The organism is Bradyrhizobium sp. BR13661 (assembly GCF_029892425.1).
In the GTDB taxonomy this organism is placed as follows: domain Bacteria; phylum Pseudomonadota; class Alphaproteobacteria; order Rhizobiales; family Xanthobacteraceae; genus Bradyrhizobium.
Genome location: NZ_JARXWB010000047.1, coordinates 23,871 through 47,962, shown reverse-complemented (window position 1 = coordinate 47,962; position 24,092 = coordinate 23,871). Strand labels below are relative to the sequence as shown.

Below are 24,092 nucleotides of genomic sequence, written 5' to 3'. Positions count from 1 at the left end.
ACCGCCGGGCCGCCATATTTTAACTCTGGACCAGAGCCGCTGCTGACGCTGTTGAGGTAGAAATTATTGCCAACCTCGACCAGACTGGTCGAGCCATTGGTATCGATCACGTTAGCCCCGATGACTCCATCTAGTATAACATTGGTTCCCGATACACCGGTGACGAGAGTAGAGGTAAAGTTACCGCTGCTATCCGTATTCCATACCGTGTAAAGACCGGTGCTAGGATCATTCCAAGCAACCTCATATCCGGTTGCCGTCTGCTCCACAGCGATTGGCGTCATAGTGCCAAATTGGCCCTCGACCACGTTACCCCCGGCATATTTCAGCGAGGGATCTGTCCCGCCATTATAGAGATGGTATGTGTTTCCAACCTCGACCAGGCTAGTCGATCCAGACGACTCGATCACAACCGACGCCGGCGATGCCGCCATGAGGGTATCGGCGAACTTCAGGAACTGTACATTGGTCAGATGATCGCTCCCGTCACGGCCCGCAACCGTGTCGCTTACGATGGTCGTGTTGCCGACATGGGTGACCTTGTAGTCGCCGGCATTGCCCGAATATACCGCCGTATTTATTCCGGCCCCGCCGTCGATGGTGTCGTTGCCAATTCCGCCGATGATGACGTCGTTGCCGGCGCCGCCATAAATCGTTGAATTGCTGGTTTGATCGCCGAAAAACCAGTTCTGGTGATTAGTCGCATCGATGTGAATGTAAAAGACGTAGAGATCGAACGTGCCGGGCGCGCTTGAATTGGTGGCGTCACTCGAGGAGAGGGCAACTCCGTTGACCGAAACATCCTTGAGATGCAGCGCCACCCCCGGTGTGGCATTCATCAATCCGATATCGAGACTGGTGATCGAAGCTGGATTGTTAAACGTCACCGTATAGGTCTGGTAACCTGAAGAGTCGATCGCCGACGTGAAATTGAGCAACCCGGATACGGCTTTGCCATTGACGAAGACTTCCGCCTGCGCTCCGACGCCATTGACCTCCGACCCATATCCCGTCAAGGTTATCGTGGTGGTCTTCAGCGGTCCGGCAACAGTTGGGCCAATAATAAGATCGTTTCCGGCGCCACAGTAAATCACCTTATTGCCGAGCCCGGTGTGGACAACGTTATTCCCTTGACCGAGATCGATGACCTCGGCAATAGATGAACCATTGACCGTAAGACTGGGTATGTACCCATTGCCTTGGAAGTATTGCGAGACGACTGCCTCAGCTGGCTTTCCCATCGGGGAATAGCCCAAACTGCTATACTGGTTGTTGAGATCCCATTGCCAAAGCTCGACGCCTTCCAGCCAATTTCCGCCCTCCGCAGTCCACACCTGAAAAAAAGCATTGTACGCATCTGCCTGTGCGGCTGGATCAGTGGTAAAGGGCGCCTGTGCTCCGCCTGCTGCGCCATCGATACTTTGGTAACCTGCCTCGGTCATCAGAACTGGCTTATTGTATTGCTCCGACAGCGAGTGCAGATAATCGACTGGCGATTTATACTCGAACGCGGCCGCCCAATAGGGGTCGATCGGTACCGAATTCCAGGCGTGGACCAGATCCTGAACCGTCGGGTTCATGTTGTTGGACAGCGGTGGATAGGTATTCACACCGATAGTATCGAGCTCACTCCAAAAGCTGACTTTCGAAGCCTCGTCGGTCGCGGCCGCATACGTCAGCTCCCCATGATAGACTTGCCGAACGGCCGAGATCAGATCGGTCCAGTAGCCAAGATATTGTTGGCCCGTCAAACTCTCCATCTCGTTGCCGATGACAAAGGTCTGGACGCCACCTTCCTGCGCGATCGTGGCGAGGTGAACTATTTCCGCTTTGTATGATGCAAAAAAAGCGCCGACATTTGTGGGTGCCAAAGCGTTCCACAACGTTCCATCCTCAGATGAAATCGCGGCTTTGAAGACGACCGATAGCCCCGCGGCTTGTGAAGCCTTAAAACCGGCCAAAAGACTTGCGTCGCTCTCGGTCTTGGCGGGATCGGCAAAAACGGTGTTGCTTGTTCCAGTTTGAGTCCAGATTCTAGCCGTTAACTCGACTGAGTTCGATCCCAGCGACGCGATCGTCTGAAATGCCTGAATTGCAGAGAGGCTGGAGAATTGCCCATTCCACTCGGACAGTGCACCGAAGCCTTGAACGTCGAAGATCCTTGCCACGCCTAAACTCCGAATTGGAGTGATCGATAATCCGGGGCCCAATATTCTTAGAGATTCTTTAGAGAGCGATTCCTAAAGCCCGGACATCCCATCGTTCTCGGCCAAATGAGAACAAGCGGTTAATAGCTTCGCCGATTTAACGGAATAGAAGCGTTGATGAAGCGCCGGATCTTGAGTGCCAATTCACCGGAGTTTTACGGGAAAGGCGACAGCGCCCGTGGTGATGGTAGTTGGCGGCCATCGCTTCCAATGTGCTCGTCTATCTCTAAAGACGGGCTATGGACGCACAGCTCAGTATCCGTCCGGTGAAACTTTCAATTACCCATAACTTTGACCGCTCGAGCTGATCCGCTGATCGGCGAAAATTTTGAATCGAAAGAATCACTTGTCAGTCCTTGCTGAGCGCCTGATTCGCGAGGGGGGCTCTACGGGGCTTATATTGAGCGATGGATCGGCAAACGGCTGTTTGCGATTGTTGGGCGGTGAATATTGGATTGATCAAGAGACTAGTGGATGCCAGTTTTGGCACGATACATTCCGCAAAACTGCTCACGCAGATTGGGAGCGCCATAGGACAAAGTATTCCGCTCGTCTGCCAGGATTGGACGAATACCTAGGCAGCCTACAGCTTCTTCTCTAATGAGCGGGTCAGTGAAGCGAATATTCTGGCCGACCACATTCAATCAACGCGTGAGCGAGCGCTTGCCACCGAAGGTCCTGTTCTAGTGCCCCATGATACGACCAAGTTCAGCTGTCAAAGAGAGAACTCCGACGCGAGCGGGATCACCAAGCGCGCAAACAGCCGCCGGACAAGGCGGACGCCTGAGATCGCGCACGGTTTGCGGCATCCTGATGCACTCGAGCTTGGCGGTGACGATCGAAGGGCAGGCTGCCGCTTGGATTGACGGCCATCAAAGAAATTCAAAGGGACCGCCGCGCTCAAGAAGAAGATTAATCTGACGCGCGTTCCCATCGAGAAGGAGAGCATTCGGTGGCGGGACAATGTCTGGCGATTGATTGTGACAGCTGACAACAAAGCCCTCGCGGTGCTTAAATGTTTCTTGGGGTCGTTGCTGCACCACGCGCAAAAGCACGCGCCGACTAGCCAAGATGCGAGGCAATGGCCCAAATCCAGTCGTCGATCTAGTGACCTGCTATAGTTGTAGATCGTAGTATTTCGGCATCGAATGCGGATCGATGGCCTGATCGGCTCTCCGGCCGAGAAAGAAAAGCCCACTGGCGGCGTCCGCAACGGTGCGCCCGCGCGCGAGTTTGTCTAAAAACCGAATCCAAAAAAATGGAAGGCAAATTAAGAGCGAGAGTTTATTGCCCGCTCCAAGAGCACGGCAAAAATATCGGATAGACCAGAGTAAAGCGACCCCCGCGCCTGAGACCGGCCCGGCGCTTATTTCGGAAAAATCCTTAAATAACCATCGATGGCCGCTTTGCGTGAAGCGAGAAAAATCATAGGCGCGTTCATGCACCTGCTGCATGAACGGTGTCTCCGCATAAACCAAACCGCCTCGCTTCAGCACTCGATGGATTTCGGCAACGACGGTATGTGGTTCTAATACATGCTCGAGAACCGCCTGGATCCAAATGCCATCAAACACTTTTTCTTCAAAAGGAAGCTTATGGGCGTCGGCTACTAAACAGGTGTGTTGTGAGGCGTAGACGTCGGTGCCCACTAGTTCGATCGAAGCGTCATTATAGAGTTCGCCGGTGCCAAAGCCGATGGTGCCGCCACCAATGACAAGCACGACTGGCCTACCGGAGACTTTTTTGAGAAGCCCGAGGAATTTAGCACAGTTGAAAGCTGCAACCCGGTTCATTCCAAAAGTGAACTGATGGAGCCGCGAGCCAATTGAACGGAGGGTGACGTCGCGTTTAAGAGGGGAGCCGTTGTGGCGCCGGTACGCGTCGCGGTCGAAAATGCTCGTTGCAAAATCGATTAGAACCGGCTGACCGTGGACCAATGGAAACCCGGATTTGCTGTATTCGCAGGCGGGGTCGGAACAGGACGGCTGAGATTTCAGATTTTGCAACATAGAAGAGCACCGAGGGCAACGCGCCATCAACTCCAACCACGAGGTTGCGGCACCTGGGGCGACGTCAAGTGATACAATATGTTGCCTAGCTGCCTCAGCCATGCATGCCCAACGAGTTAACAGGTCAAATGCTAGTCGCAATTTCGTAGAGGAATGCGGCAAAAGGCGGTTCGCTATATGGCCATTAAGCTGACACGGGTCCAGCTGGTTAGAAATAGCGGCGGCGCGACAACCCACAGCCAAAGTTGGTGAGAACTTCATCAAATGGCTTAAAATATCGGCAGATCTTCGCTCCAAGTTATGTCTTTAGGTTGGCGGCACGATTTCCTTGAGCGTTGCTTATAAGCGTATCCTAAGGCGACGGCCGCCTGTTCAGCCTTCGAGGCAGGCTGAGGATTTGACCTCAAGTCTAGCTTCAAAGTCAGGTCGGGAAGGCAGATCAACGTGTTGGGCGCCGAGCGTCAGCGGCGATGGAGTTACGCCGACAAGGTCCGCCTTGTCGAAGAGACCGTGTAGGCCGGCGAGACGGTCCGCGGCGTGGCACCCTGGCATGGGGTGGCCCATAGCCTACTCTTGACGCGCCAACCCGCACGACGCTCTTCTCCTGCTTGAGAAAGCCGGCCTCGTTGATCACCAGCACCGCATCGTCATCCGCCAAATGCTCGATGACATAGTCGCGCAGCGCATCGGCGTCCCAATCTCTCGACCGAGGATCGCCTGTTGTCGCCTTCGGCCGGGATCGCCGGCCGCCTCTGTTCGCATTCAGCCGGCCTTGCGCTGCTCGTCTTCGAGTAAGCCTTCCAGGAACAGGCACATTCGTCGCCACGCGCGCTGGCGTGAACAACAGACGTGTCCGCTACTTAAACCTACCGAAGCGACGCCGCCGACAACGGAAGCGTCTCCTCGGTCGACGCCACTTGCTAGGAGCTTGGAGGACGTTCACCGCCGACGAGACGAACGTAGGGCCACTTGAGGAAAGTATTCCAATTCCAGGACCTGAAAACAAGCACTGCCAGCTGCCGGGACGCTGCGGAACTCGGCATCATCAAGTTCCAGCGTGCGAGCAGTAAGTATCGAACGCCTTTTCGATTGATTCCGATGAGCGACGCCGGCAAGGTTTGTGACCTCCGACCACGGCCGGTCGGCGCAGTGAACGCTTGAGAAAATTGGGTCCGGCTATGTTTAATTTGTCGAAGCAGGGAGCGGGCAATGCCGAGTGGAAGCATTTCTTGAAGATGCTAACAAGGGTCGGTCCCGCGGCTTTATTAAAAGTCGTCTCGGCAATGATCGTTGTTTTGTTGTTTCAAGGGTCCAGCTCGAGCGGTTCCTCGTCAGGCATCTCGGCTAACGGGGCACGGTTTGCTCGGGTCACTAAATGTCATTCTAGGTACGCCCTTATAAACAAGCGGTGTTTGCACCTCCGGCCACACCTTCTTGTTATCAATGCTGAAGCTAACAAATTCTCTTATGCGTATGCGCCTTCCATCATTTATTCAGAAGGCATATTCCATATGTATTTTTGCAGCCGCGGCACCACTGGTTGGGATGACACTCGTCATGCCACTTCGTCTGATTTGATAAAATGGAGCACCCCGCAAATTGTTCTAAATCCGACACAGTTGGAACGCGCCGACTGTGATCCATCGATCGTGCGCTATGATGCAGGAGATGGACCGTATTATTATTTGTTTTACGGCGGCAATATCCTCAATGTGCAGACGGTCATATTCGTCGCCCGATCCGCATCGCCCGCGGGCCCTTTTCTTAAGTATACCGACCGAGGAACTTGGGAGGAGAATCCGCCCGACTCTCACGTGATATTGTGGCCGTTCCACGCGACGCCGGATGACAGCAATATTTACGGCGCGGGACAACCAACGGTCGTCGTCATGAAGGGGACGCTTTATATGTGGTATACTGACTCGACCAAAACGATTAGTCTTGTCGATGGACAATGGACTAATCAGGTTTACCGAATATATTTCGCCACCTCTCACGACGGCATCAACTGGAGCACGCCAATCGAGGTCGTCGAGAACGACCAAAGCGTCGACGTCAAATATGATCCAGTGTCGGGTCTATTCTTTATGTTTGAATCTGATCTCGGTGATCAAGGATGGGTCCCGCAACATAGAACCTCTTCGGATGGCATCCACTGGAGTGCGCCAAACGTGATCTGCAGCGGACCCTTCGTCGCAGCCGCTGCTAGCTTGCCCGGCGTAAATCCAGGCGTCAGCGGCGATGCGCGCGGATACTTGATTCCAAGGAAACCGATGTTGTTTGCGTTTATGGCGCCCTATAATTTTCAGGCGCCTTTGTCCACTTGGGGACAATGGAATCTGTGGGGGGTGCTCACTTCCTCTCCGAAGTAACCGCAATAAGTTTGCGCTGCTTTTACCATCTGGTGATGGAGACGTCCCCGACTTCTCAGGAATCTCTCTTCCTTTCCTCACGTGGAAGCAGCTCCAGCAAACTGCGAAGTTCAGCGCTAATACGATCCGGGTCAAAATCTCGTGTTGAGGAATTGTCGATTTTTGGGTCGCCCATTGCTGCCGAACGACGCGTCACGTTTAATGAGCGAACGCCATTTGGCGCGCTCGCTCCGGGAAAAGGTTTCTTACGGATCTGATCAAGCTCCAGATCTGGTTCCGGCCCTCGCTGAGCGACCGGTTTCTCAGCTAAGTACGGCTTGACGGGATACTGCGTGCGTCGCCTCTCTATGATCCGATCACGCAAATAGAAGCCGCAGCCGAAGCCGGCGACAAACAACGGTAATAATACTACGGGTTCCACGGCAAATTGATCCTAGGAATGTCGGTTCCGCAACTGCAGCACGGACGGCAGGAGGGCGTCAACCAGCAATCGGAGGCGTAAATCAGTCTGCAGGCCGGCGTATGCCACGCCCCTAACTCGCGTCCTAGCTGTGGGGAGGGCGTTTGCGCAATGTATGCCAGAGGTCGCTCATATTGTTTGGCTTGAAGTCGAGAAGATTGGGCTCTGTACCTTCCGGTTTTGGCGGTGATATCAAAGGTCGCTTTCTCTTCAATAGCCGGTCGCTCACGTAGTAGCCGCTTCCGAAGCCTGTGACAAAGACCAAAAAAATCAAGAGTAGATCCACCGTGGATGGCCTTCCTCAAATATGATGTTCGAAAAGAGTGGAGCTGCTTGGCTGCTGCTGCTGCACTGTCTCGCAAGCGAATTTGGCCACGTGAGATGGGCAAAATGCTTTCTTTGCGCGACAGCCACTGAATGTATCGGCAAGATGCGAGGCCGCAACGGAAGCCGCAATTTAACCTAACTTGTCAAGGTTACCGGCCCTGCGGATATGTGGAGAATCCTGCCGAGAACACGATCTCGAGCCCGGCAAGACAAGGGAGACAATTTTGAACCTCCTCCCCCGGATAAACTCTTTTGCGATTTGGGATGGTTCCCGCAACATTCGCCCACGGCGGAGGCAAGGTCGCGGATGAGCTCCGCCCCAAGCTGCCGAAGCTGGCCGGCCTCCTCGACGAGGTCTGGACCGACGTGCTCGCCTACATGACGTTCCCTCCGCAGCATCGGACCAAGCTGCTCTCCACCAACCCAGTCGAGCGTCTCAACGGCGTGATCAAGCGGCGCACCGAGGTAGCCGGCATCTCCCCAACGAGGACGCCATCGTTCGCCTCATCGGCGCGATCCTGCTCGCACAGAACGATGAGTAGGCTGTCCATGCGTGCCCACTACACGAAGCTGGAAACCATCGCGCCCCTTGCCGGCGAACGTGGTGACCCACCGCCAGCTACACCACGCCCCGGGGGAGAGCAGCGCGCCCAAATGAATCGCCTCCTAACATTCCAAGCTCCGAAGACTCCGCTGGTTCACCAGGGGTAGAGTTTCTGAACGCGACGCCCGCAGGGCCAACCGCCACTAGCTTGGCGTGTCGGAATTTAAGCGAACCGAGAAAGTGCCTGAGGGGTTCGCGCGCATGGTAGCAAACCGCGGATGTTTGGGACGTAGGCGGCAGCCTGGAAAAAGCTATTGCCTAACACCCGAATCAGGAATTGTCTTGGACAAGTCTACTTTGATTGCCGAGGTAGTTCGATGGAACCGCCTGCTGCGCTAACGTTGAGTGTTTTGGATTTTCGAGCCGCAGCTCTTGAAAGCGATGGCGAGAGTGGTGCTTTGCTAGCGGATCCAAGATCGGAAAGCTCGGCTGTCGTTCAAATAAATGATCAAATTGATCTAGCGCCGAGGATCTGTCGGTGTTTTACCGCCTACCTAGATTCTGATGCGCCGCGGAGAGCAGAATTCCGAAAAGCGGTTGCATATGTCGCTGGCCAGTTTCAATTTGAGTCATTTCAAATCCCGTCTCTTGAAGAAGACACCGCTGCTGCTCTCTCCATCGCCCGGTGCGCGGCCGATTTTGTTCACGCAATTGACGCCGGTGATGCGATCGATGGAGTTATTTCAGGCTCTGTAGTTGTCGATCTGCTCGCGGACGCATGTGCCACAATTGCATTGGCTTATCGTTACGTCGTGGGATTTTACGAGACGGATCCCATGTTAAGTAAGCTGGGCGAAGTAGCGGTCAGATTGATTCTGCTGGCAGAAGCTGAATCTGATTCGACCCGTGAGGCGAACAAGGTTGACCCGCAGCGACCCGCAATGTCCCAAGATGCCGTAAAAGCTGATCAGGAAGTTGCCTCTACGATGTCGAGTTTTGCGCCGCCGGCGGCTCCTCAAAACGAAGTAGTTTCGCTCGAGGTGATCTCTCAGCGCCTGAAGGAACAGATTGTGCTTTTGGCCTGATTGTTTTGCGGGCTGCTACCGAGTCGTCCGTAAAGAATTCGGACGTGATTGATGTGTCGCGGTGATCTAACCTGAGCAAGTATTCGATTTTGCAAGAAAGCCGGGGTGTCAATTTTCTGTTTTAGGATACCGGATTTTGGCGGATCGTGATTCCTCTAGCGGAAAAATTCGCTATTGGAGAACGGACCGTGTGTCAGATCGCGCGACGATCGCCAGGACGACCTATTTTCGGGCTTCTCTGGAGGCGATCATCAACCTTCGTCATCCGCTGGTCGTCGGAGATTGATTGGGCTGGCGAAGCGCTCCAATTTAGTTTGTCGCATGGGGCCGGGCTACCGCCGCCGCCAACGAGGCTTGTGGCCGGGCTTGTTCATCCTCATATGCAGAATTTGTCTGACGAGGCGCTGTGCGACAGGTGGGTAGAGAGCGGGTCAACGACGAGCGGTCAACGGCAGCTCATGCCAGAACACCACTTCGTCGCAGAAATATTGGAAATCCTCGGGAGAGTTCGCTGACACCGCGTCCAATAGATCAGTTGCTCGAAACATAACGTAGCAAGCGGCTGCGTCGGCTGCCGCATTCAATGCGGCGAGCTGCGCTTCAATCTTGTTTGGGTGCCATAAATCGTCGGCATCTAAGAAAGCGACGTACCCGCCAGAAGAATTCTTAAGTCCAAGATTCCTTGCTTCTGCAACGCCGGCGTTTGGTATGCTAAAAACCCTAACGCGAGCGTCTGCACGAGCCAGCCTTTGAACTATGTCTAGGGTGCGGTCCGTAGAGCCAATCGTCAATAACCAAGACTTCAAGGTTGAGATAAGTTTGGGCAAGCGCCGAATGAAGCGTTCGTTCAATAAATTCTTGCGCGTTGTAGGCCGGAATGACAACCGAAACCAGAGGGCTCTGTGCTTCGCGACCGTTAATAGAATTGCGTGATGACAACGGTAAATAACCTTAAATCTATACAAACAGTGACGTTTGGAGCAGCCTAAAGAGATAGATTACTATCGCCATCGTTCAGGTTATCGCAATTTCATATTCGATCTGGCGTGAATATGGTTCATGTGATGGGGCTGGTAGATGCGGGTTTATCGGCTTCCACTTTTGCGATCGCCAGCATCGAGGGCCGACTTAGAAAGCTGTGTCGTCGTGGACAATCTTTGGACTGGTCTATTCGACAACGTCTCTGACATTAAGGATCAAAGGCTGCACTTTGCATAAGCACCTCGAGGAGTTTTGGTCCAACATTCGTTACGATGAAGTCTGCCACCTGGCTTCGAGCGCCGCGCCACCTTGGTATATGGAGGAGCCCAGACGATCAATTTCTGCGAACGTTTTGAGCGCTATGCGACTACTTAGTTTGCTAAAGCCGAACAGAAATTGGCTAGGGCAAATAGCGGCGAGAAGCTGTGAAGTCAGCGGAACGGGGCGGCGTTCAAGAATGGCGATGAACGTGGTTCAGCCGAAAGCGCGGAAGCGGCCGTTGGTGTTGGCCGCCCCGGGGTATTGCCGCAGGCTCCAAACTCCTGAGGGGAGCCATGACGAGCAAGACGACGCGGTAGACGGAGAAGTTCACCTTTCGGGATGTATTGCCGCAGTTGCGTGGAGAAAAACGGCCGCTCACGGCGCAGGACTAAAGCGACTGACGGGCTGTTGAGCAAGAACACGTGCATGGCGAGGGCCAAGAGATTTTGCTCGAAGTTCATGAACGCGATGTCCACGACATCTCCAAGCAGCGTGCGCAGCTGAAACAGCTTCGGCCGAAGGGCGCCGGGCTCACAGGGGCGCCGGAGTGGATAGCAAAGTTGAACGCGCCTACGATTGAGCTTTGATCGATGTCCAATATCCCGAGGATCAATTGATCAGGACCACCGTCATCACCCGAAAATCTCCCGGTGATGAAACACAGCGCGATCTAGCGTTTTTTGTGCCTCCGCGCGTCATAGGTGCCCGGCCCAGGCTACCAACGGGTTCAAGGCTTTTGTGTCGCAAGTAATCCATCACCGGCGACACGCGACTTATTTGGTTCTTCCTTGAAGGGGGCAGGCTCACTCCGCCTCGGAAGGAGTATAGACGAGGACTACCGCCAGAATGTCCACAAGACCATTGCCCACAGCATTAGGCTGATGGGCGTACCGATTAGAATTCCGCGAAAGCATTCCATTCGATACCGTTGCCCATGTCGTGCTGAGAATTCGTTAAATCCTCGCTCGAAATCGTCGGCATCTTGTGCGCTTTCTCCAGCCCCATGGACCGGCTCCCCGCTGAGGAATGAAGCGGCGGGGGTCGGATTGGTCATCAGCCGGCGCGCAAGGCGCGGCCGAAGAGCCGGCCGTCTTTAACACCGGCTTGAGAGACTTCTGTAGACAGGGGCGGCACGAAGGCCTTCCGACGAAAAGACCATTGGTACCGAAAAAAGGCCCCGATGCTGCCGCGCGTGATCTGCAAGCTTGTCCCACCGCGCAGCAGAGCCGGAGCCAGGCCTGCCTATCCACTTCGCTAACGGCTTCCGCCGCCAAACCGCGGCATTCATCAGCGTTGCACTTCAATCGCTGGGCGTCGGCTCGGACACGGGATCTCCCCTCGCTAATAGAGCAGCCCCGGTAGGTGTTCCTCTGGAGTGAATTGCAGAGTGCGTTCTGCCGGCAAACGGTATTCTGTGACCTCACGCGCACGGATCAAAAACAATGGTTGCCTTGGCCTATGCTGGGAATTAGCGTGTCCGTCTTTCAAGAATTAATAAGGTATTGAGGGCGTCTCGATGACCGGTTTTGAAGCCAAGCTTGAACGTTTTGAAACCCTCGCAGATGAGTGCGAAGCAATTGCCAGGCGCGCAGATGTAGAGAACCGCGAGCTTTATCTGCGCGCGGGCCAGCACTATCGCGAACTGGCACAGGATCTACGCGAGCTGATCGCCTCCTTCGACATCGCTGCTTAGATCGCGCAACGGCGAATAGCGGGAGTACTGGACCACGCAGCCGTCGCTTCGCGTGCGCGATCTGCTGCGGCTACTTCCCACACAGACGTCGAGCCGCGCTTTGGTCAGTGTCAGTTCGCGAGATCGTACTGCATGCGCATCCGAAGGGCGATCTCCTCAACCCGCCGTTGGAAGCCGATAGGATTGCCGGGTGCGGACAGAACGATCGGCTGCCAGCCATAGGCATGATCTCGACGCACCGTAATATCCAGTCCAGGCACGCCGACCACTTGGTGGATGATGTCAGAGAGCTCTCGCGCTGATTTCAATTCCTTGGGCATATTTGTGATCCAATGAATAGAGAATGCCCAAGGCAACTGCATAAAAGTTAAGCGAGTCCCAATTTGACCGCCGAAACAGAGGACCAAGCCCGCTCATTTAAGTCTCCGCTCAAATGGATGGCCGGATCAAGCGCGGTCGGCCGACCTATTTACTCCGAGGTCAGGCGGATGCCGGAGTGATGATCGCGGGTAGCTTTGACGCAGAAGGCAGGCGACGCGACCGATGCATCAACCGTTCACAAGTCTTCCGCGTAACGACTTTTCAATGATGCGTTGCGATATCGCTTCTCAGGAAAGGCAAGCGGAGACTTCAAGGCATCCTTCACGAACTCCGACACCCAGAGCGCGCTTCCGAGACGTGCCTTGCATAGTGTTTAATCCGCACCATAGGCGGCTTCTCAACCTCTTTCGCCGGTGGTTAATTGCATTGTTCCCAACTTCCTGACGCTCCGGAAACGAAGACTATGTTCCTCCGGCATGCGTGGATCGAAGCGCGAGATACAGCTGCTGGCCTTGAGTATCGAGCGACCGCATCCGGCCTTGCGGAGCTTCGCTACCGCTTTGCGGTACCTGCTGGCTTGCTTCGGAGCGAAATCGCAAGGGCTCCGACCTCAAGAGCGAAGATGAGGATAGCCGCATTTCTGCGGATCAATTTGAGGGTGACGATCTCAGAGGTGTCGAAATCGGAATCGGTTTGATCGCCGAACTATCGCCCAAACACACCGTGCACAATACCCCCAAAAAGCTGTCCCGGGCCTGCAAAGGATCCACTACCACTACGACCGCCGCCACCGCCACTGCTCCGGCGCGCGCGCCGGGCGGGCCTGTCTTCGGCCGTTTCGTCGCTGCTTCCGGAGTTGCTGGCAACGATCTCTCCCAGAAGCGCTTTATGCTGAAGCTTGTTGAGATAACCGGTTGATGGATAGCCGCGGGCGGCCTGCCAGCGCTTCAACACTGAGCGGGTGTCATCGTTAAACACGCCCGTGACCTTGGTGTCGAAGCCGAGCCCGTTGAGGCGGCGCTGCACGTCGCGGCGCTGGCCTTTGTCGAGGCCGATCTGGTCCTCGGTGAGCTGGTTGGCGTCATCCGTGAAAGTTGCGGGATCGACGCCGGCGTTGAGGTTACGCGTGGTGGTCGACGGCCCGTTCTGGATCGCTGCCAGACGCGCCAGCGCCAGCGCCCTGAATTGGCCGTTCGGATAAGCGGATAGATAGGCGTTCAGCTCTTCGGGCTTGTTGGTCTCCTTCACCGAGCGCCAGTATTCGAGCTCGACTCCGTCCGAGTTGCTGCTGGCCGCTCGCGCGCCGCTCGACGCGGTCGTAGCCGCGTTTGCCACCTGCTCAGTCGGTTGCGCCGGATTGAGGTAGACGGCGCCGATCAGATTGGTATGGCCCCAGGGCAGCTGGCCTTTGTTGGTCTCTTCATTGACCTGGGCGCGCACCGAGGTCATCGCCTGCTGGATCTCGACGCCGGGCTTGGTGATGTTGTCGATCAGCGCGCGGGTAAAGGGGCTGTTGTTGCCCTCCTGGCCGTCGAGCGCGGTCTGTCCCGGGCCGGTTGCAAACGCGATCAGCGTGCCTTCGCCTGACTTCATCTCGGCCAAGCCGCTCTGCACGTTGACGCCGCGGGTCGCCGAGTTGGCCCTGATCTTGGCGGCAAAGGGATTGTCGCGGCAGGCATCGAGGAAGACCAGCTTGACCTTGGCGTCGGCCATGGTCTGGTCGAGCGTCAGGTCGATGTTGATCGCCGCGCCCAGCTTGACATCCATTTCAGATTTGATGTCGGCATCGACCGGCAACAGATAGTTGCTGCCGTCAACCGCGATGCCGTGCCCGGCATAATAAAATACAGCGACATCGGAGCCCTGCGCCTTCCCGCCAAAGTCCAGGAGTTTCGCCATCATTTGGTCGCGCGTGAGATTCGATCCTTCGATCACCTCGAAGCCGACATTGCGCAGCGTGGATGCCATCGCCTTGGCGTCGATCGGTGGGTTCGGCAATTGCGTGACGTTCTTGTAGGCGCCGTTGCCGACGACAAAGGCGACTCGCTTTTCGGCAAAGGCCGCATCCGCGCTCACCAGAAAAGCTACTGCCATTACTGTTGCAATCAAGAAGCGCATTATCGTGTCTCCCTGGTTACCCAGCAAATCATCACATCTCTCGCCAACCCGAACAGATCTCATCTTGTGCCGCTCTCTGGGCGCAAACTGTGACCTAAATCACGGAGATTTTAGACCACCATACAACTGCTTTCCGCGCGCTCGGCGGCAGTAGCTTATGCCTCGTATCCGCGACAGCCAAGTTTAAACAAAGAACCTAGCTGACGCCGAAGCGGCACACGGCTCGGTCAAGGATGATTGTCGAGTGGGTGATGTACATCACGGTCAAGTCTCCCCAATGCGTCTATGCTGATAATCACGAATGGAATGTTCAGGCCTACCAACGGGGATATGATCATGGCTCGTTTTCATCGGCTTTTTCCAATACGGGCGATTGTGCTCAGTGCTGCTTTTTCGACGACGGCAGGGTTTGCATTCGCCGGAGAGGTCAACGTGTCGGCCGACCAAATTCTCTCCGCCTTGAAGCCGAAACCGCTGACCCGCAGCCTTTCGGTTGCTCCGCAAGTCGACCCCGCTGCAAAGGCGCATGCCGACGACGTTCTCAACAGCGTCCGTAACCGAAGGACCCGATCGCTATCGTCGAGCGAGCGCGAAGAAATCGCCGAGATCGCCTCGGCCAAGCCAAATATCGATCTGGAGATCCAGTTCGACTTCAACTCGGCCGCCATCAGCCCGACGTCAATGGCGTCCGTTGAGGCGCTCGGCAAGGCGCTCTCAGATCCAGGTCTGAAGGGGTCGACCTTCGTTGTCGCGGGCCACACCGATGCGGTTGGCAATGATGCCTTCAATCAGGATCTTTCCGAGCGACGGGCCGATGCCATTAAGCGTTACCTTGTTGACCACTACGGTATTTCCGGCGGCGATCTCGTTACAGTCGGCTATGGCGAGTCCAGGCTGAAAGACTTGGATCATCCTGACGCCGCGATAAACCGCCGCGTCCAAGTCGTGAATATGGAAACTAAGACCGCTTCGAAATGAGTTCTCTTAGTCTGGTCGGTGTTCCGACGGAGATCGTGCGAACGTTGGAGCTGCTCGTATGGGCAGTAGGTATGCATCATATGGAATGATTTGGGAGTTTCACATGAAGATGATCTATACCAGGCTCACGGTCGCAACCCTGCTTCTTGCCGCAACCTATGCTCCGAGCCATGGGGAAGACGCCGTCGCCCCTCCACCGTCGGTACCGCCCGCCGAAAGCGCTCCCAATTCGCAGACCGATATGCCGTCATCGGGCGCGCCGCGGGCATCTCCAGTGCCGCGCCCGTCCATCGTGCGGAAGATCGCCGATACAACCCCGGCGCAGCCAACCGATGCGGTGCGTCCGTACCGGCGCCACGCGGACCGCCGCTATCAACGGTATGCTTATTGGGAGCCGTTTCCCCTTTATCTGCCGCACCTTTACCATCAGCGCGTCTCTTGGTCCCGCATCCGTTGGTTCGGCTTCTAATTTAGCGGCCAAAAAGCGGCAGACGTTGCTCACCTTCGTTCGCATCTTCCGATCCCGCTGGGTAACCGGGGGGCGGCTAATCTCGATTATCCTCGGCGTTGCGCCCAAGGCGCTATCGCGTGGGCGTGATCGAAGTCTGCCCGCAGCGGGCTGGCGGACTTCCTTTTGGCGGCGAAGGGCGAAATGCGAGGCCGTTCTAGGCTACCAACAGCATGAGGTGTTCGCCCGAGTCTTGTTGCAGCTTCCATCGCAGTCACGCCCTCCTTTAGCAAGCAGAAGAGGGTCTGTTCTTCTGTTTCCGACAACGGGCGTTCAGTAGCTCTGTCCTTCGACATCTAACACTCAGCGCCTGCTCCGTTGTTGTGTGCTCAATCTATGACAATTCGATAAGTAAAACTGTCATGCTTGGCTGGCCACGCCGCTTGTGTAATGGTCGAACACTAGGCAGGCAGGCGATCCCCGGCCGAGAGTCATCCAATGCCGTGCTGGCGTTACCGGTGTTTGGGCATAGGCTATGAGCCACGGCCCCGTCCGCCGCTCTCACCACTCTGATTATAGCGCATCGATCTCATTCGGCCCTTCAACTGCGATATGTTTGCAGGCTTTTCGGATCGGATTTTGGCCCTAGCGGTCATGGCCAGATCGTGAAGCCGACGTTCGGGCAATAGGGGCGCGGAAGTCGAAGGAGCGAGTACGAGAGTTGGCAAAACGACCCCAATTCGATCCAGCTTGTGAGGAGCTTGGTTAAGTCGGTATGTGACTCGTCCAAAGGGCGAATCTAGAGTTCCCGACGCCACGCAGCAACAACCTTCATCGCCAAGCTCGCCGGAAGAACAACGTTGTTCCAAACATGCGCCACGGTTCGATCGTCGGCAGGTTTGCAAAAAATTAAATCGGCACTGGGGCAAAACTACCGGACAGAGCACGCGCCACAGCCGCTGTGTCTACTCCGGGTTGCTATTAAGGTTTACAGAGCAACGGACGACTTGCCCTAAAGTTGTGCGTGCGCGAAGCCAGAAGCTTTATTAGATTAAGTCGCACCCGTTACCAACGAACGAGAAGTGTTTAGGTGTAACGCGGTGCTTTAATGATCGCTCGGTTTTCTGAGGTCGATCCGGCCTCATCGGAAATATCGATGCACCCACCTTCCTTTTTTGGGTTTGCTTCCGAGGTTTGAAATGGTGATGGACAAACGCATTATTCCCCTGATCATGTGTGGCGGTGCCGGCACGCGGCTGTGGCCGGCCTCGCGCGAGGTGCGCCCAAAACAGTTCCTGCCGCTGTTCGGCGCGCGCTCGACCTTCCAGGACACATTGCTGCGCGTCTCCGACGCCGCGCTGTTCGATCGCCCTGTTGTCATCACCAACGCCTCCTATCGCTTCATGGTGCTGGAGCAGCTCGCCGAGATCGGCATCGAGGCCGACGTGCTCCTCGAGCCGATGCGCCGCGATTCCGGCCCCGCGATCGCCGCCGGAGCCGTGTTCGCGCAAACGCGCACCAGTGAAGCGATCGTGCTTGCGCTTGCCGCCGACCACGTCGTGCAGGACAACGCCGCCTTCGTCGCGGCCTGCCGCGAGGGCTTAGCTGCCGCGAGCACCGGGCGCATCGTCACCTTCGGCGTCAAGCCGGAGCGGCCCGCGACCGAATACGGCTATATCAGCCCGGGTGAAGTGATCACGGGCGAAGTGCACGCGGTTGCGCGCTTCGTCGAAAAGCCGGATGCGGTGAAGGCCGCCGATTACGTCAGTTCCGGTTATCTCTGGAACAGCGGCAACTTCATGTTCCCGGCAGCGCTGCTGCTCGACGAATATCGCAAGGTCGATGCGGCGAGCGTGGATGCGGTGTCCTCGGCGGTTGCCAATGCCGGCCGCGATCTCGGCTTCGTGACGCTGGAGCCGAAGGCTTTCGGCGCGGCCAAGGCGATCTCGATCGACTACGCCGTGATGGAAAAGACCTCGCGCGCCGCCGTGGTGCCGGTGTCGTGCGGCTGGTCCGACGTCGGATCCTGGCACGCGGTGTGGGAATTGTCGGAGAAGGACGCGCAAGGCAACGCCACGCATGGCACCGCCGTGTTCGAGGATTCGCGCAACTGCAACGTCACCACCGATTCCGCGCTGGTCGCGCTCGAAGGCGTCGATGATCTCGTCGTGGTCGCGACGGCGGATGCGGTGCTGGTCTCGCGGCAGAAGGATGCCAACGGCCTGAAGCGTCTCGTGACCAAGCTGAAGGCCGTCGCGCCGAAGGTCACTGAAGAGCATCTCAAGGTGCACCGGCCCTGGGGCAGCTACCAGTCGGTCGACAATGGCGAGCGCCACCAGGTCAAGCGCATCGTCGTGAAGCCGGGCGGGCGTCTGTCGCTGCAGAAGCATCACCACCGCGCCGAGCACTGGATCGTGGTCCGGGGTGCGGCCCGCGTCACCGTGAACGAGACCGTGAAGACGGTGCACGAGAACGAGTCCATCTACATCCCGATGGGCGCGGTCCACCGGATGGAGAATCCCGGCAAGATCATGCTGGAACTGATCGAGGTCCAGACCGGCTCCTATCTCGGGGAAGACGACATCATCCGGATTGAAGACGACTATCAAAGGAGCTAAGCGCTTCCAACCCGGGATACTAATGGCTGCACGCGATCCATGACATTGTCGGAACGCGAATGCCCCCGCCGCAGTTCTTGAGACGGGTACCACTGGAGACGGCAAAGTCGGTACTGGAGCGGTGTCTGGCGCCTGCTTTCGCGCCTCTCTTAGGACGTAAGATGCGCCGATCCGAACTGCAGTTGCGTCGCGAAACCGCCGGGAGGCCGGTTTCGTTGCCGCACTTAAGACTATCAGCCGCAACCCTCGTGCTGAGTTCAGAGACGGAAAAAATCGAATTTCTGCTAAAAAGTTTCGCTGGTTATTTTCTCAGCACGTACTTCTTGTAGCAGCTACCATAAAATGAGCAAATTGCGGCCGTATTCAATCACGCTGTAAAGAAGTGCTTTCCTTGCTCAAAGCGTCGAGAGCTTGTTTAAACGATTGGAAGTCGTCACTTTGTTCTGCTCGCACTTCCTTGTGGATCAGCAACTCAATCCGATGTTCGTCGTGGAAGATTGCGGCGTCCCTCAAGAGCTTTGAACCGGCCGCATGCGCACTCGTCGCGAGCAGAAGGACTGACACCGAGATCGGGACGAATTTCAGTCTCATGTTGTCCCCGTCGACAGCACCATTTTGTATGCAAAATAAGTCGGCATCTTAGTAGCGTCAACAGCTCAAGGCCGCCGTCAAGCCGCGAGCGGCCAGCTCGGCAACGAGCCCGCGCGGGGCGAAGTCGTCACTCTTGATCTGCCGTGAGAGCCAGACCGTGTGATCGCCCGAAATGGCCTTCGGCTTGCGGCCGCCGATCCGCCTAGGCTCAAACGCTGCCCATCTCATCGACCTGCTTCATCCAACCGATCGCCGTGCTGATCGCCAGTCCATAATCCTTGGCGGCCCGGTTATGGGACGTCCCGCCTTCAATCGCAGCCAGGACGCGCTTGCGAAGATCCAGAGAGTAAGGCTTGGCCATCCGTACTGGCCTCCTATCTAGCCCGCATGGTGAATCGGAAATAGACTGATTTGGGAACCCCAAACCAATTCAGACTAAACCCATCCCGCTTTAGAGCTCGCAAGCAACTAGCCTACCTACGACTTGGGCGAGCATTAGAGGGCCGGTTAGAGTTGAGCGGAGAGGCGTCAACATCCCCTGCAAATCTCCGTGGCCCGCTTGAGTTGCAGGTTTTCCTCATCTTTCTCCGCTTGGTCTTCAAGATAGTCCCGGTTCGGCAGAGCATTTGATGGCACCAAGGGATGAAGCTGTTTGGTCGTCGGGTTGAGTTGGCTCTTCGTCTTTTGCTCCGCATCGCGGTGTCGCGCTATGCGCTTCAAATTTGAGGGAGCAGCGTGGGGGTCGGGTCCCAACCCGTCCCATGCGGCGTGCGGGGGGAGTTGCCCAGTCTGCGCGTTCGCCGCGTAGACCGAACCTGCGATGACCGCCACGAACAGCGCGAGGCGAGTTAGCTTAATTTTCAAGCATCCGCGGCGTCTGTGCGCAGGCTCAATCATTCTGGCGCTTGCCTTGGACGGTTGAAGGCGCATGCAAAAGCCGATGTATGAGCTATGGCCATTTAATCGCGTCAGCGAGGTGGTGCAACACGCAGTGTGTCCGCTCCCTCTGGCTTATGCCAATGAAAAGCGCCGCTTTGGGGGCCCATCAGCACTGTGCCGGCGGCAATTTAGTTCCACACCTCACCGACTTTATAGGCATCGAGCTTAAACGGCGAGATGCGTTGAGTAGTTTCGGTCGGATCTAGCATCTGCTCTAGCGATCGTTCCTATCGTGACGCCGCGGCCCGGCTGCTGTACCCGCCGCAGACGGTCCAGCCCCTAGCGTTTCACAGCGCGTTTCAACTCACTTTTCCAAGTGTTATGTGATTCCAAGGTTTGCTGAGGCGCCGAATTAACGTCGGCGCCTGCTGACCCACTTGTCGTGCACTCTGGACAAGACGATGTCGTCTCCACGCCACGCCAGGTGAATCTCAAAGAAACTATTCGAACGTCCGCGCCACAGCGCGAACAAAAATCCGCTACATCTGACAACGCTTTCAAGCAACGCACCTCAACAAAAATAGGGAACTGCCGCTAATACAACCAGGATACTTTGAAAAATTCGATTCAACAATGCATGAAAATGTGAAGGTCGCAATTTCCACCTTGGGTCATAAATGTGAAATACTAGTGGTCTCCTGAAGAGCCCCCTCGCCAGGGAGGGGGCTTGATGATTCACTTTATCATCTTGAATCAGCGGAAATGATCATGCGCGGCAGGTTTACGGATCAGGGCGGCCTGTTTCGTACATCGCGCCGGATAAGCGTGTGCCAGCGAACCTTCCACTGCGGAAGGCCCAATGCAAGGCACATCGGCTTTCCCTCGCGAAATATCCGACAGCTTTGTACACCTTCCGATGCGCAGCAACGAATCTAGGGTTGCTACCAAAGCGATAGCTGACAGGCTAGTGCTTGGTGCGCCGAGACTTTTGCTGCGATTGTTCGTGCTCAAACGCGGCCTCCACGTTTAATACAATCGATCGCCGTGTGTCCTGGTCTGTTATTTTTTGAAACGCCTTGTTGAGAGAAAATATTTGCAGATCCTCACTACCGTTTGGCATGGAAAACATCTCCTACAACCGGCGAAAAAACGAATCATGGATCTGTGCGCCAAAAGGAACACGGAGCTCGCCGCACGGTTAGGTCTGGCGGCTGGCAGAGGCCGCGCTGATGGATAGTTAACCCAACCGATTCATTTATCTTCGTTTGCCGCGGTTGCCTAACAACCTACAAGGCCGATCAGCGTACGCAGCAGCCCAAGGCAGTTTCGAATGTTGGCTCTGCCGCTCCCTGATTGTAGTTGGTCCACCTCATTCTCAATCGTGCCACGGGTCACGATCACCTCGATTACCGGCCTCAAATCCCGCAAGCAACGGACTCGATTTGTGCTCGATCATGCGCAACGGCGCTGACCGGTAGATCGAGGCCAATTGACGAAGGTTCGATGGGCGATGGCATCCCTAATGATGAGTCAAGTTGAGCTGTTCAGGGTTGCTGTGGATGTAAGCGGTCTGATCACGTTTTGCATCGGGGTCGTTGATCAAGCACCTGCGCAACTAATGCTCACGTCCGCCTCGGGCTCGCATGGAATGACAAGATCGCCTAAAATTAAAGCAAAAATGTCGCCGCTTGAGGAACAGCCATTTCAAATCATCCGATCGAGCGTCCAATGTGCACACAAAGTTCTAAAAGTTATGATTTGTCTTACAAAGGTCACGGAGCAATATCAGCATGCAACGCGCATTAGGGCTTTCAGAATGGCTGGCCCTCGGTCGGGCGATCGCTGGCGGAAGTTTGCTTAGATACGATATAGGAAATCGTGGCTTCACGGCGCGCTTCGAACACCAACTTAGTGAAAAGCTGGGAACCAGGCATGTTCTCACGGTCAACAGCGGCACGAGTGCGCTGATTGCCGCGTTAGTCGGAGCTGGGATAGGTCCGGGGGACGAGGTTCTCGTGCCGGCCTACACTTGGGTTTCGACTGCTATCGCCCCGTTGGCTGTTGGCGCGGTGCCAATTTTGGTTGATATAAATGAAAGCCTCACGATCGATCCTGAAGACATTAGGAGGAAGATTACTCCGTATACGAGGGCCATCATACCCGTTCATATGCTAAACTTAGTGTGCGATATGGACCCGATTTCCAGTATTGCTAAGCAGTTCAAACTTAAAATCATTGAAGACGCTTGCCAAGCTGTTGGAGCAATCTACCGGGGGCGCCGCGTTGGTACCATCGGTGAGGTCGGAGCTTTCAGCTTCAATCAACATAAAAACCTGAATGCAGGCGAAGGCGGTGCCGTACTTACAAATGATGATCGAATTTTTACACGCGCGCGAATCTATCATGACGCAGGGTCCTATGAACGGCAGTTAGGACTTGATGTTGACGAGCCTGTTTTTGCGGGAGTAAATTTCAAAGTGTCCGAGCTAACCGGCGCCGTTCTTTATGCTCAATTACCTCGGCTTGACCCGCTTTTACGCCGCCTTTCTAGGCGTCGAGCGATGATGACTAAATACCTTGCAACGAGTAAAGGGTTTCGGATTTCACCGCACAATGACCCGGCTAACGCTATCGGCTTGACCGTAATTTTCGATGATGCGGACCGTGCAAAGAATTTCGCCGCTCATCGAGGTGTCCAAAGACTGATTGATACACATCGCCACATTTACACCAATTGGATTCCGATTTTGACGCAACGCACGTTCGATGAGCGTATGAGCCCTTACAAGTGGGCACACCGCAAGATCTCGTACTCCGCTAACGAGTGTTCCCGCTCGCTCGACATTCTGAATAGGACTTGTAGTATTTCCCTCGGTGAGAACTATCCATTTGGGTTGATGCAACTTAGAGCAAAGGTGTTGGCTAGCTCAATTGCGCAACTCGCGTAGCCGACCGGCTTACAATCGAAATATTGGGAAGGCATTATTCAGTAACCACGATACGCGCGTGTCAGCAAAGCGATCCGCAAGATCGACAGCGATCCCCCTGCTGCGTCTTCGTTAGGCGTTTTCAGCAAATTAGTTATGTCGACAACAGAGATTGCGGTTGCAACGTGAGCGTCATGCAAAGACCACGCGCTGAGGGCTGATCTGGTCGGCTAGAAGGATCTCGGAGAATGGTTTGTCGCGAGGTCACAATGTCAAAGGATAGTTGTAAGGATAGCGGTAAGGTAGGCATACGCCTATCCTTGAACACGGCGCCGACACGCTGCAGCGTGATCTCCGAAAGTACCCTGGTCAGGTGGGCGAAATACGGCATCGTGAAAAGACATGCCTACAATGGCTATATCGGCCTCTATGAACCGCCAGGACCGCACGTCCCGGCCAAGCAATGCAGCCGATGGAAACAGCTTGCCCACCGCGCTGAGATCATTCGTCAGCTCAACTCTTCAAAATGCATCGATCCTAAAGAAAGGGCTGTAGTATGAAGCCAATTAGTTGTGCTCGAGCACCAAGCCCGTTCGATCCCATACCAAAATCTTGATCCGGTCCGCCCGTTTCGACCGGAACACGAAGGCTGCACCGCTGAACGGATCCAGACCAAGCATCTGCTGCACCTTCGCAGCAAGCCCATCATGCCCACAGCGGAAGTCGATGGGCCGCGTCGCAATGTAGATCTTCAGATCAGCACCGGGCGTGATCATCGCGACGCTCGCACCGCACGGATCAACCGAGACAGTGGCTCACAATCAATAGCCGCTTCCGTCCGCACAACGACGTCGCCAATCGCAATCTCGAGCTTGACCGACGGAACGTGATCCTCCGCTAGTCGCCCTTCCACAACCAGCGGCGCGAACGGCTGCGAAGCCTCGCACCACGGCAATTCGCCTCGCTGCCGAAAGCGTCGCCGCCAATCGTAAATCTGCCAACGCGTCGCGCCGTGCCTGCGAGCCACCTCCGCCACCTGAGCACCCGGCAGCAGGCTTTCCGCGACCATCCGAGCCCGCTCGGCCTCCGAACGCTCACGACGTCCGGACGGGCCCTCAAGCACCTCAAGCCGGCTGACCGCTCCAACTGAGAGCTGCCTAAATGGACGTACTTTTTGCCGTCCAATCCCATCCCGGACCTCCATTTCAATCCGGAGGCTTCTTCGCACATCTAATCTAACGTCGAACCGAGGGTATCGGCTTAGCGCTTACAA

At 55.8% G+C, this 24,092-nt stretch carries 19 protein-coding genes and 2 pseudogenes; 8 read left to right on the top strand and 13 right to left on the bottom strand.

All coding sequences use genetic code 11. The annotated features are described in order from the left end of the window. From M2427_RS39640 to M2427_RS39630, 3 genes and pseudogenes are all read right to left on the bottom strand, one after another. Positions 1 to 2,168, bottom strand: a 2,168-nt coding sequence (locus M2427_RS39640; RefSeq protein ID WP_280712191.1) for a calcium-binding protein, incomplete at its 3' end; no start/stop codon positions are given. Positions 2,169 to 3,322: 1,154 nt separating this feature from the next. Continuing rightward, positions 3,323 to 4,216 (bottom strand): class I SAM-dependent methyltransferase, encoded by an 894-nt coding sequence (locus M2427_RS39635; RefSeq protein WP_280712189.1) that lies wholly within the window; start codon positions 4,214 to 4,216, stop codon positions 3,323 to 3,325. Positions 4,217 to 4,789: 573 nt separating this feature from the next. Next, positions 4,790 to 5,133: pseudogene (locus M2427_RS39630) on the bottom strand (IS701 family transposase); the annotation flags it as partial. 594 nt (positions 5,134 to 5,727) lie between these two features. Here M2427_RS39630 and M2427_RS39625 point away from each other — a divergent pair. After that, positions 5,728 to 6,588 carry a hypothetical protein gene (locus M2427_RS39625; protein ID WP_280712188.1) on the top strand — a complete coding sequence of 287 codons (861 nt, stop codon included), beginning with the start codon at positions 5,728 to 5,730 and terminating at the stop codon, positions 6,586 to 6,588. A gap of 55 nt (positions 6,589 to 6,643) precedes the next feature. On the opposite strand, the gene M2427_RS39620 is transcribed toward M2427_RS39625, so the two are convergent. After that, positions 6,644 to 7,009 carry a hypothetical protein gene (locus tag M2427_RS39620; protein ID WP_280712187.1) on the bottom strand — a complete coding sequence of 122 codons (366 nt, stop codon included), beginning with the start codon at positions 7,007 to 7,009 and terminating at the stop codon, positions 6,644 to 6,646. A gap of 663 nt (positions 7,010 to 7,672) precedes the next feature. On the opposite strand from M2427_RS39620, the pseudogene M2427_RS39615 reads away from it, so the two are divergent. Beyond that, positions 7,673 to 7,914: pseudogene (locus tag M2427_RS39615) on the top strand (transposase); the annotation flags it as partial. Positions 7,915 to 8,296: 382 nt separating this feature from the next. After that, positions 8,297 to 9,004, top strand: a complete 708-nt coding sequence (locus tag M2427_RS39610; protein WP_280712186.1) for a hypothetical protein — start codon at positions 8,297 to 8,299, stop codon at positions 9,002 to 9,004. 431 nt (positions 9,005 to 9,435) lie between these two features. Here M2427_RS39610 and M2427_RS42195 read toward each other — a convergent pair whose 3' ends face one another. The 3 genes from M2427_RS42195 to M2427_RS39600 form a co-directional block, all read right to left on the bottom strand. Continuing rightward, the gene (locus tag M2427_RS42195; RefSeq protein ID WP_348521974.1) at positions 9,436 to 9,795 is read right to left on the bottom strand and encodes a glycosyltransferase family A protein; all 360 of its coding nucleotides are present in this window, start codon (positions 9,793 to 9,795) and stop codon (positions 9,436 to 9,438) included. Then, the gene (locus M2427_RS42190) at positions 9,725 to 9,943 is read right to left on the bottom strand and encodes a glycosyltransferase family A protein (RefSeq protein ID WP_348521973.1); all 219 of its coding nucleotides are present in this window, start codon (positions 9,941 to 9,943) and stop codon (positions 9,725 to 9,727) included. Before M2427_RS42190 ends, M2427_RS42195 begins: the two co-directional genes overlap by 71 nt. Before the next feature lie 473 nt (positions 9,944 to 10,416). Beyond that, a complete protein-coding gene (locus M2427_RS39600; protein ID WP_280712185.1) occupies positions 10,417 to 10,722 on the bottom strand; it encodes a hypothetical protein in 306 nt (101 codons plus the stop codon). Positions 10,723 to 11,762: 1,040 nt separating this feature from the next. On the opposite strand from M2427_RS39600, the gene M2427_RS39595 reads away from it, so the two are divergent. Then, positions 11,763 to 11,939 (top strand): hypothetical protein, encoded by a 177-nt coding sequence (locus tag M2427_RS39595; RefSeq protein ID WP_280712184.1) that lies wholly within the window; start codon positions 11,763 to 11,765, stop codon positions 11,937 to 11,939. Between the two features lie 110 nt (positions 11,940 to 12,049). Here the strand turns inward: M2427_RS39595 and M2427_RS39590 are convergent, their stop codons facing one another. Both M2427_RS39590 and M2427_RS39585 read right to left on the bottom strand, forming a co-directional pair. After that, complete coding sequence (locus M2427_RS39590) at positions 12,050 to 12,259, bottom strand: hypothetical protein (RefSeq protein WP_280712183.1); 210 nt, start codon at positions 12,257 to 12,259, stop codon at positions 12,050 to 12,052. Between the two features lie 706 nt (positions 12,260 to 12,965). Further along, positions 12,966 to 14,378 (bottom strand): caspase family protein, encoded by a 1,413-nt coding sequence (locus M2427_RS39585; RefSeq protein WP_280712182.1) that lies wholly within the window; start codon positions 14,376 to 14,378, stop codon positions 12,966 to 12,968. A 336-nt stretch (positions 14,379 to 14,714) separates the two neighbouring features. Between M2427_RS39585 and M2427_RS39580 the strand changes: the two genes are divergently transcribed. The 3 genes from M2427_RS39580 to M2427_RS39570 all read left to right on the top strand — a co-directional run bounded on the left by M2427_RS39580 (position 14,715) and on the right by M2427_RS39570 (position 18,422). Beyond that, entirely contained in the window at positions 14,715 to 15,356 is a 642-nt protein-coding gene (locus tag M2427_RS39580) for an OmpA family protein (protein ID WP_280712181.1), read from the top strand. Positions 15,357 to 15,459: 103 nt separating this feature from the next. Next, complete coding sequence (locus tag M2427_RS39575) at positions 15,460 to 15,825, top strand: hypothetical protein (protein WP_280712180.1); 366 nt, start codon at positions 15,460 to 15,462, stop codon at positions 15,823 to 15,825. Between the two features lie 1,184 nt (positions 15,826 to 17,009). Further along, positions 17,010 to 18,422, top strand: a complete 1,413-nt coding sequence (locus M2427_RS39570; protein ID WP_280712179.1) for a mannose-1-phosphate guanylyltransferase/mannose-6-phosphate isomerase — start codon at positions 17,010 to 17,012, stop codon at positions 18,420 to 18,422. Between the two features lie 363 nt (positions 18,423 to 18,785). Here the strand turns inward: M2427_RS39570 and M2427_RS39565 are convergent, their stop codons facing one another. Further along, positions 18,786 to 19,013 carry a hypothetical protein gene (locus M2427_RS39565; RefSeq protein WP_280712178.1) on the bottom strand — a complete coding sequence of 76 codons (228 nt, stop codon included), beginning with the start codon at positions 19,011 to 19,013 and terminating at the stop codon, positions 18,786 to 18,788. Between the two features lie 208 nt (positions 19,014 to 19,221). Continuing rightward, a complete protein-coding gene (locus M2427_RS39560) occupies positions 19,222 to 19,374 on the bottom strand; it encodes an IS630 transposase-related protein (protein ID WP_280712177.1) in 153 nt (50 codons plus the stop codon). Between the two features lie 2,308 nt (positions 19,375 to 21,682). On the opposite strand from M2427_RS39560, the gene M2427_RS39555 reads away from it, so the two are divergent. Further along, positions 21,683 to 22,840, top strand: a complete 1,158-nt coding sequence (locus M2427_RS39555; RefSeq protein WP_280712176.1) for an aminotransferase class I/II-fold pyridoxal phosphate-dependent enzyme — start codon at positions 21,683 to 21,685, stop codon at positions 22,838 to 22,840. Positions 22,841 to 23,385: 545 nt separating this feature from the next. On the opposite strand, the gene tnpB is transcribed toward M2427_RS39555, so the two are convergent. Then, positions 23,386 to 23,595: an IS66 family insertion sequence element accessory protein TnpB gene (gene tnpB / locus M2427_RS39550; RefSeq protein ID WP_280712175.1), complete on the bottom strand. Its 210-nt coding sequence runs from the start codon at positions 23,593 to 23,595 to the stop codon at positions 23,386 to 23,388. After that, positions 23,592 to 23,888 (bottom strand): transposase, encoded by a 297-nt coding sequence (locus M2427_RS39545; protein ID WP_280712174.1) that lies wholly within the window; start codon positions 23,886 to 23,888, stop codon positions 23,592 to 23,594. The genes tnpB and M2427_RS39545 overlap by 4 nt, the downstream gene beginning before the upstream one ends. Positions 23,889 to 24,092: the final 204 nt, after the last annotated feature.

What these genes read in the sequence shown, in the direction of transcription:
- M2427_RS39565 (WP_280712178.1), bottom strand. Translation starts at nt 19,013, where the DNA reads ATGAGACTGAAATTCGTCCCGATCTCGGTGTCAGTCCTTCTGCTCGCG.
- M2427_RS39635 (WP_280712189.1), bottom strand. Translation starts at nt 4,216, where the DNA reads ATGTTGCAAAATCTGAAATCTCAGCCGTCCTGTTCCGACCCCGCCTGC.
- M2427_RS39610 (WP_280712186.1), top strand. Translation starts at nt 8,297, where the DNA reads ATGGAACCGCCTGCTGCGCTAACGTTGAGTGTTTTGGATTTTCGAGCC.
- M2427_RS39560 (WP_280712177.1), bottom strand. Translation starts at nt 19,374, where the DNA reads ATGGCCAAGCCTTACTCTCTGGATCTTCGCAAGCGCGTCCTGGCTGCG.
- M2427_RS39570 (WP_280712179.1), top strand. Translation starts at nt 17,010, where the DNA reads ATGGACAAACGCATTATTCCCCTGATCATGTGTGGCGGTGCCGGCACG.
- M2427_RS39545 (WP_280712174.1), bottom strand. Translation starts at nt 23,888, where the DNA reads ATGGTCGCGGAAAGCCTGCTGCCGGGTGCTCAGGTGGCGGAGGTGGCT.
- M2427_RS39595 (WP_280712184.1), top strand. Translation starts at nt 11,763, where the DNA reads ATGACCGGTTTTGAAGCCAAGCTTGAACGTTTTGAAACCCTCGCAGAT.
- M2427_RS39625 (WP_280712188.1), top strand. Translation starts at nt 5,728, where the DNA reads ATGTATTTTTGCAGCCGCGGCACCACTGGTTGGGATGACACTCGTCAT.
- M2427_RS39590 (WP_280712183.1), bottom strand. Translation starts at nt 12,259, where the DNA reads ATGCCCAAGGAATTGAAATCAGCGCGAGAGCTCTCTGACATCATCCAC.
- M2427_RS39580 (WP_280712181.1), top strand. Translation starts at nt 14,715, where the DNA reads ATGGCTCGTTTTCATCGGCTTTTTCCAATACGGGCGATTGTGCTCAGT.
- M2427_RS39555 (WP_280712176.1), top strand. Translation starts at nt 21,683, where the DNA reads ATGCAACGCGCATTAGGGCTTTCAGAATGGCTGGCCCTCGGTCGGGCG.
- M2427_RS39585 (WP_280712182.1), bottom strand. Translation starts at nt 14,378, where the DNA reads ATGCGCTTCTTGATTGCAACAGTAATGGCAGTAGCTTTTCTGGTGAGC.
- M2427_RS39575 (WP_280712180.1), top strand. Translation starts at nt 15,460, where the DNA reads ATGAAGATGATCTATACCAGGCTCACGGTCGCAACCCTGCTTCTTGCC.
- tnpB (WP_280712175.1), bottom strand. Translation starts at nt 23,595, where the DNA reads ATGATCACGCCCGGTGCTGATCTGAAGATCTACATTGCGACGCGGCCC.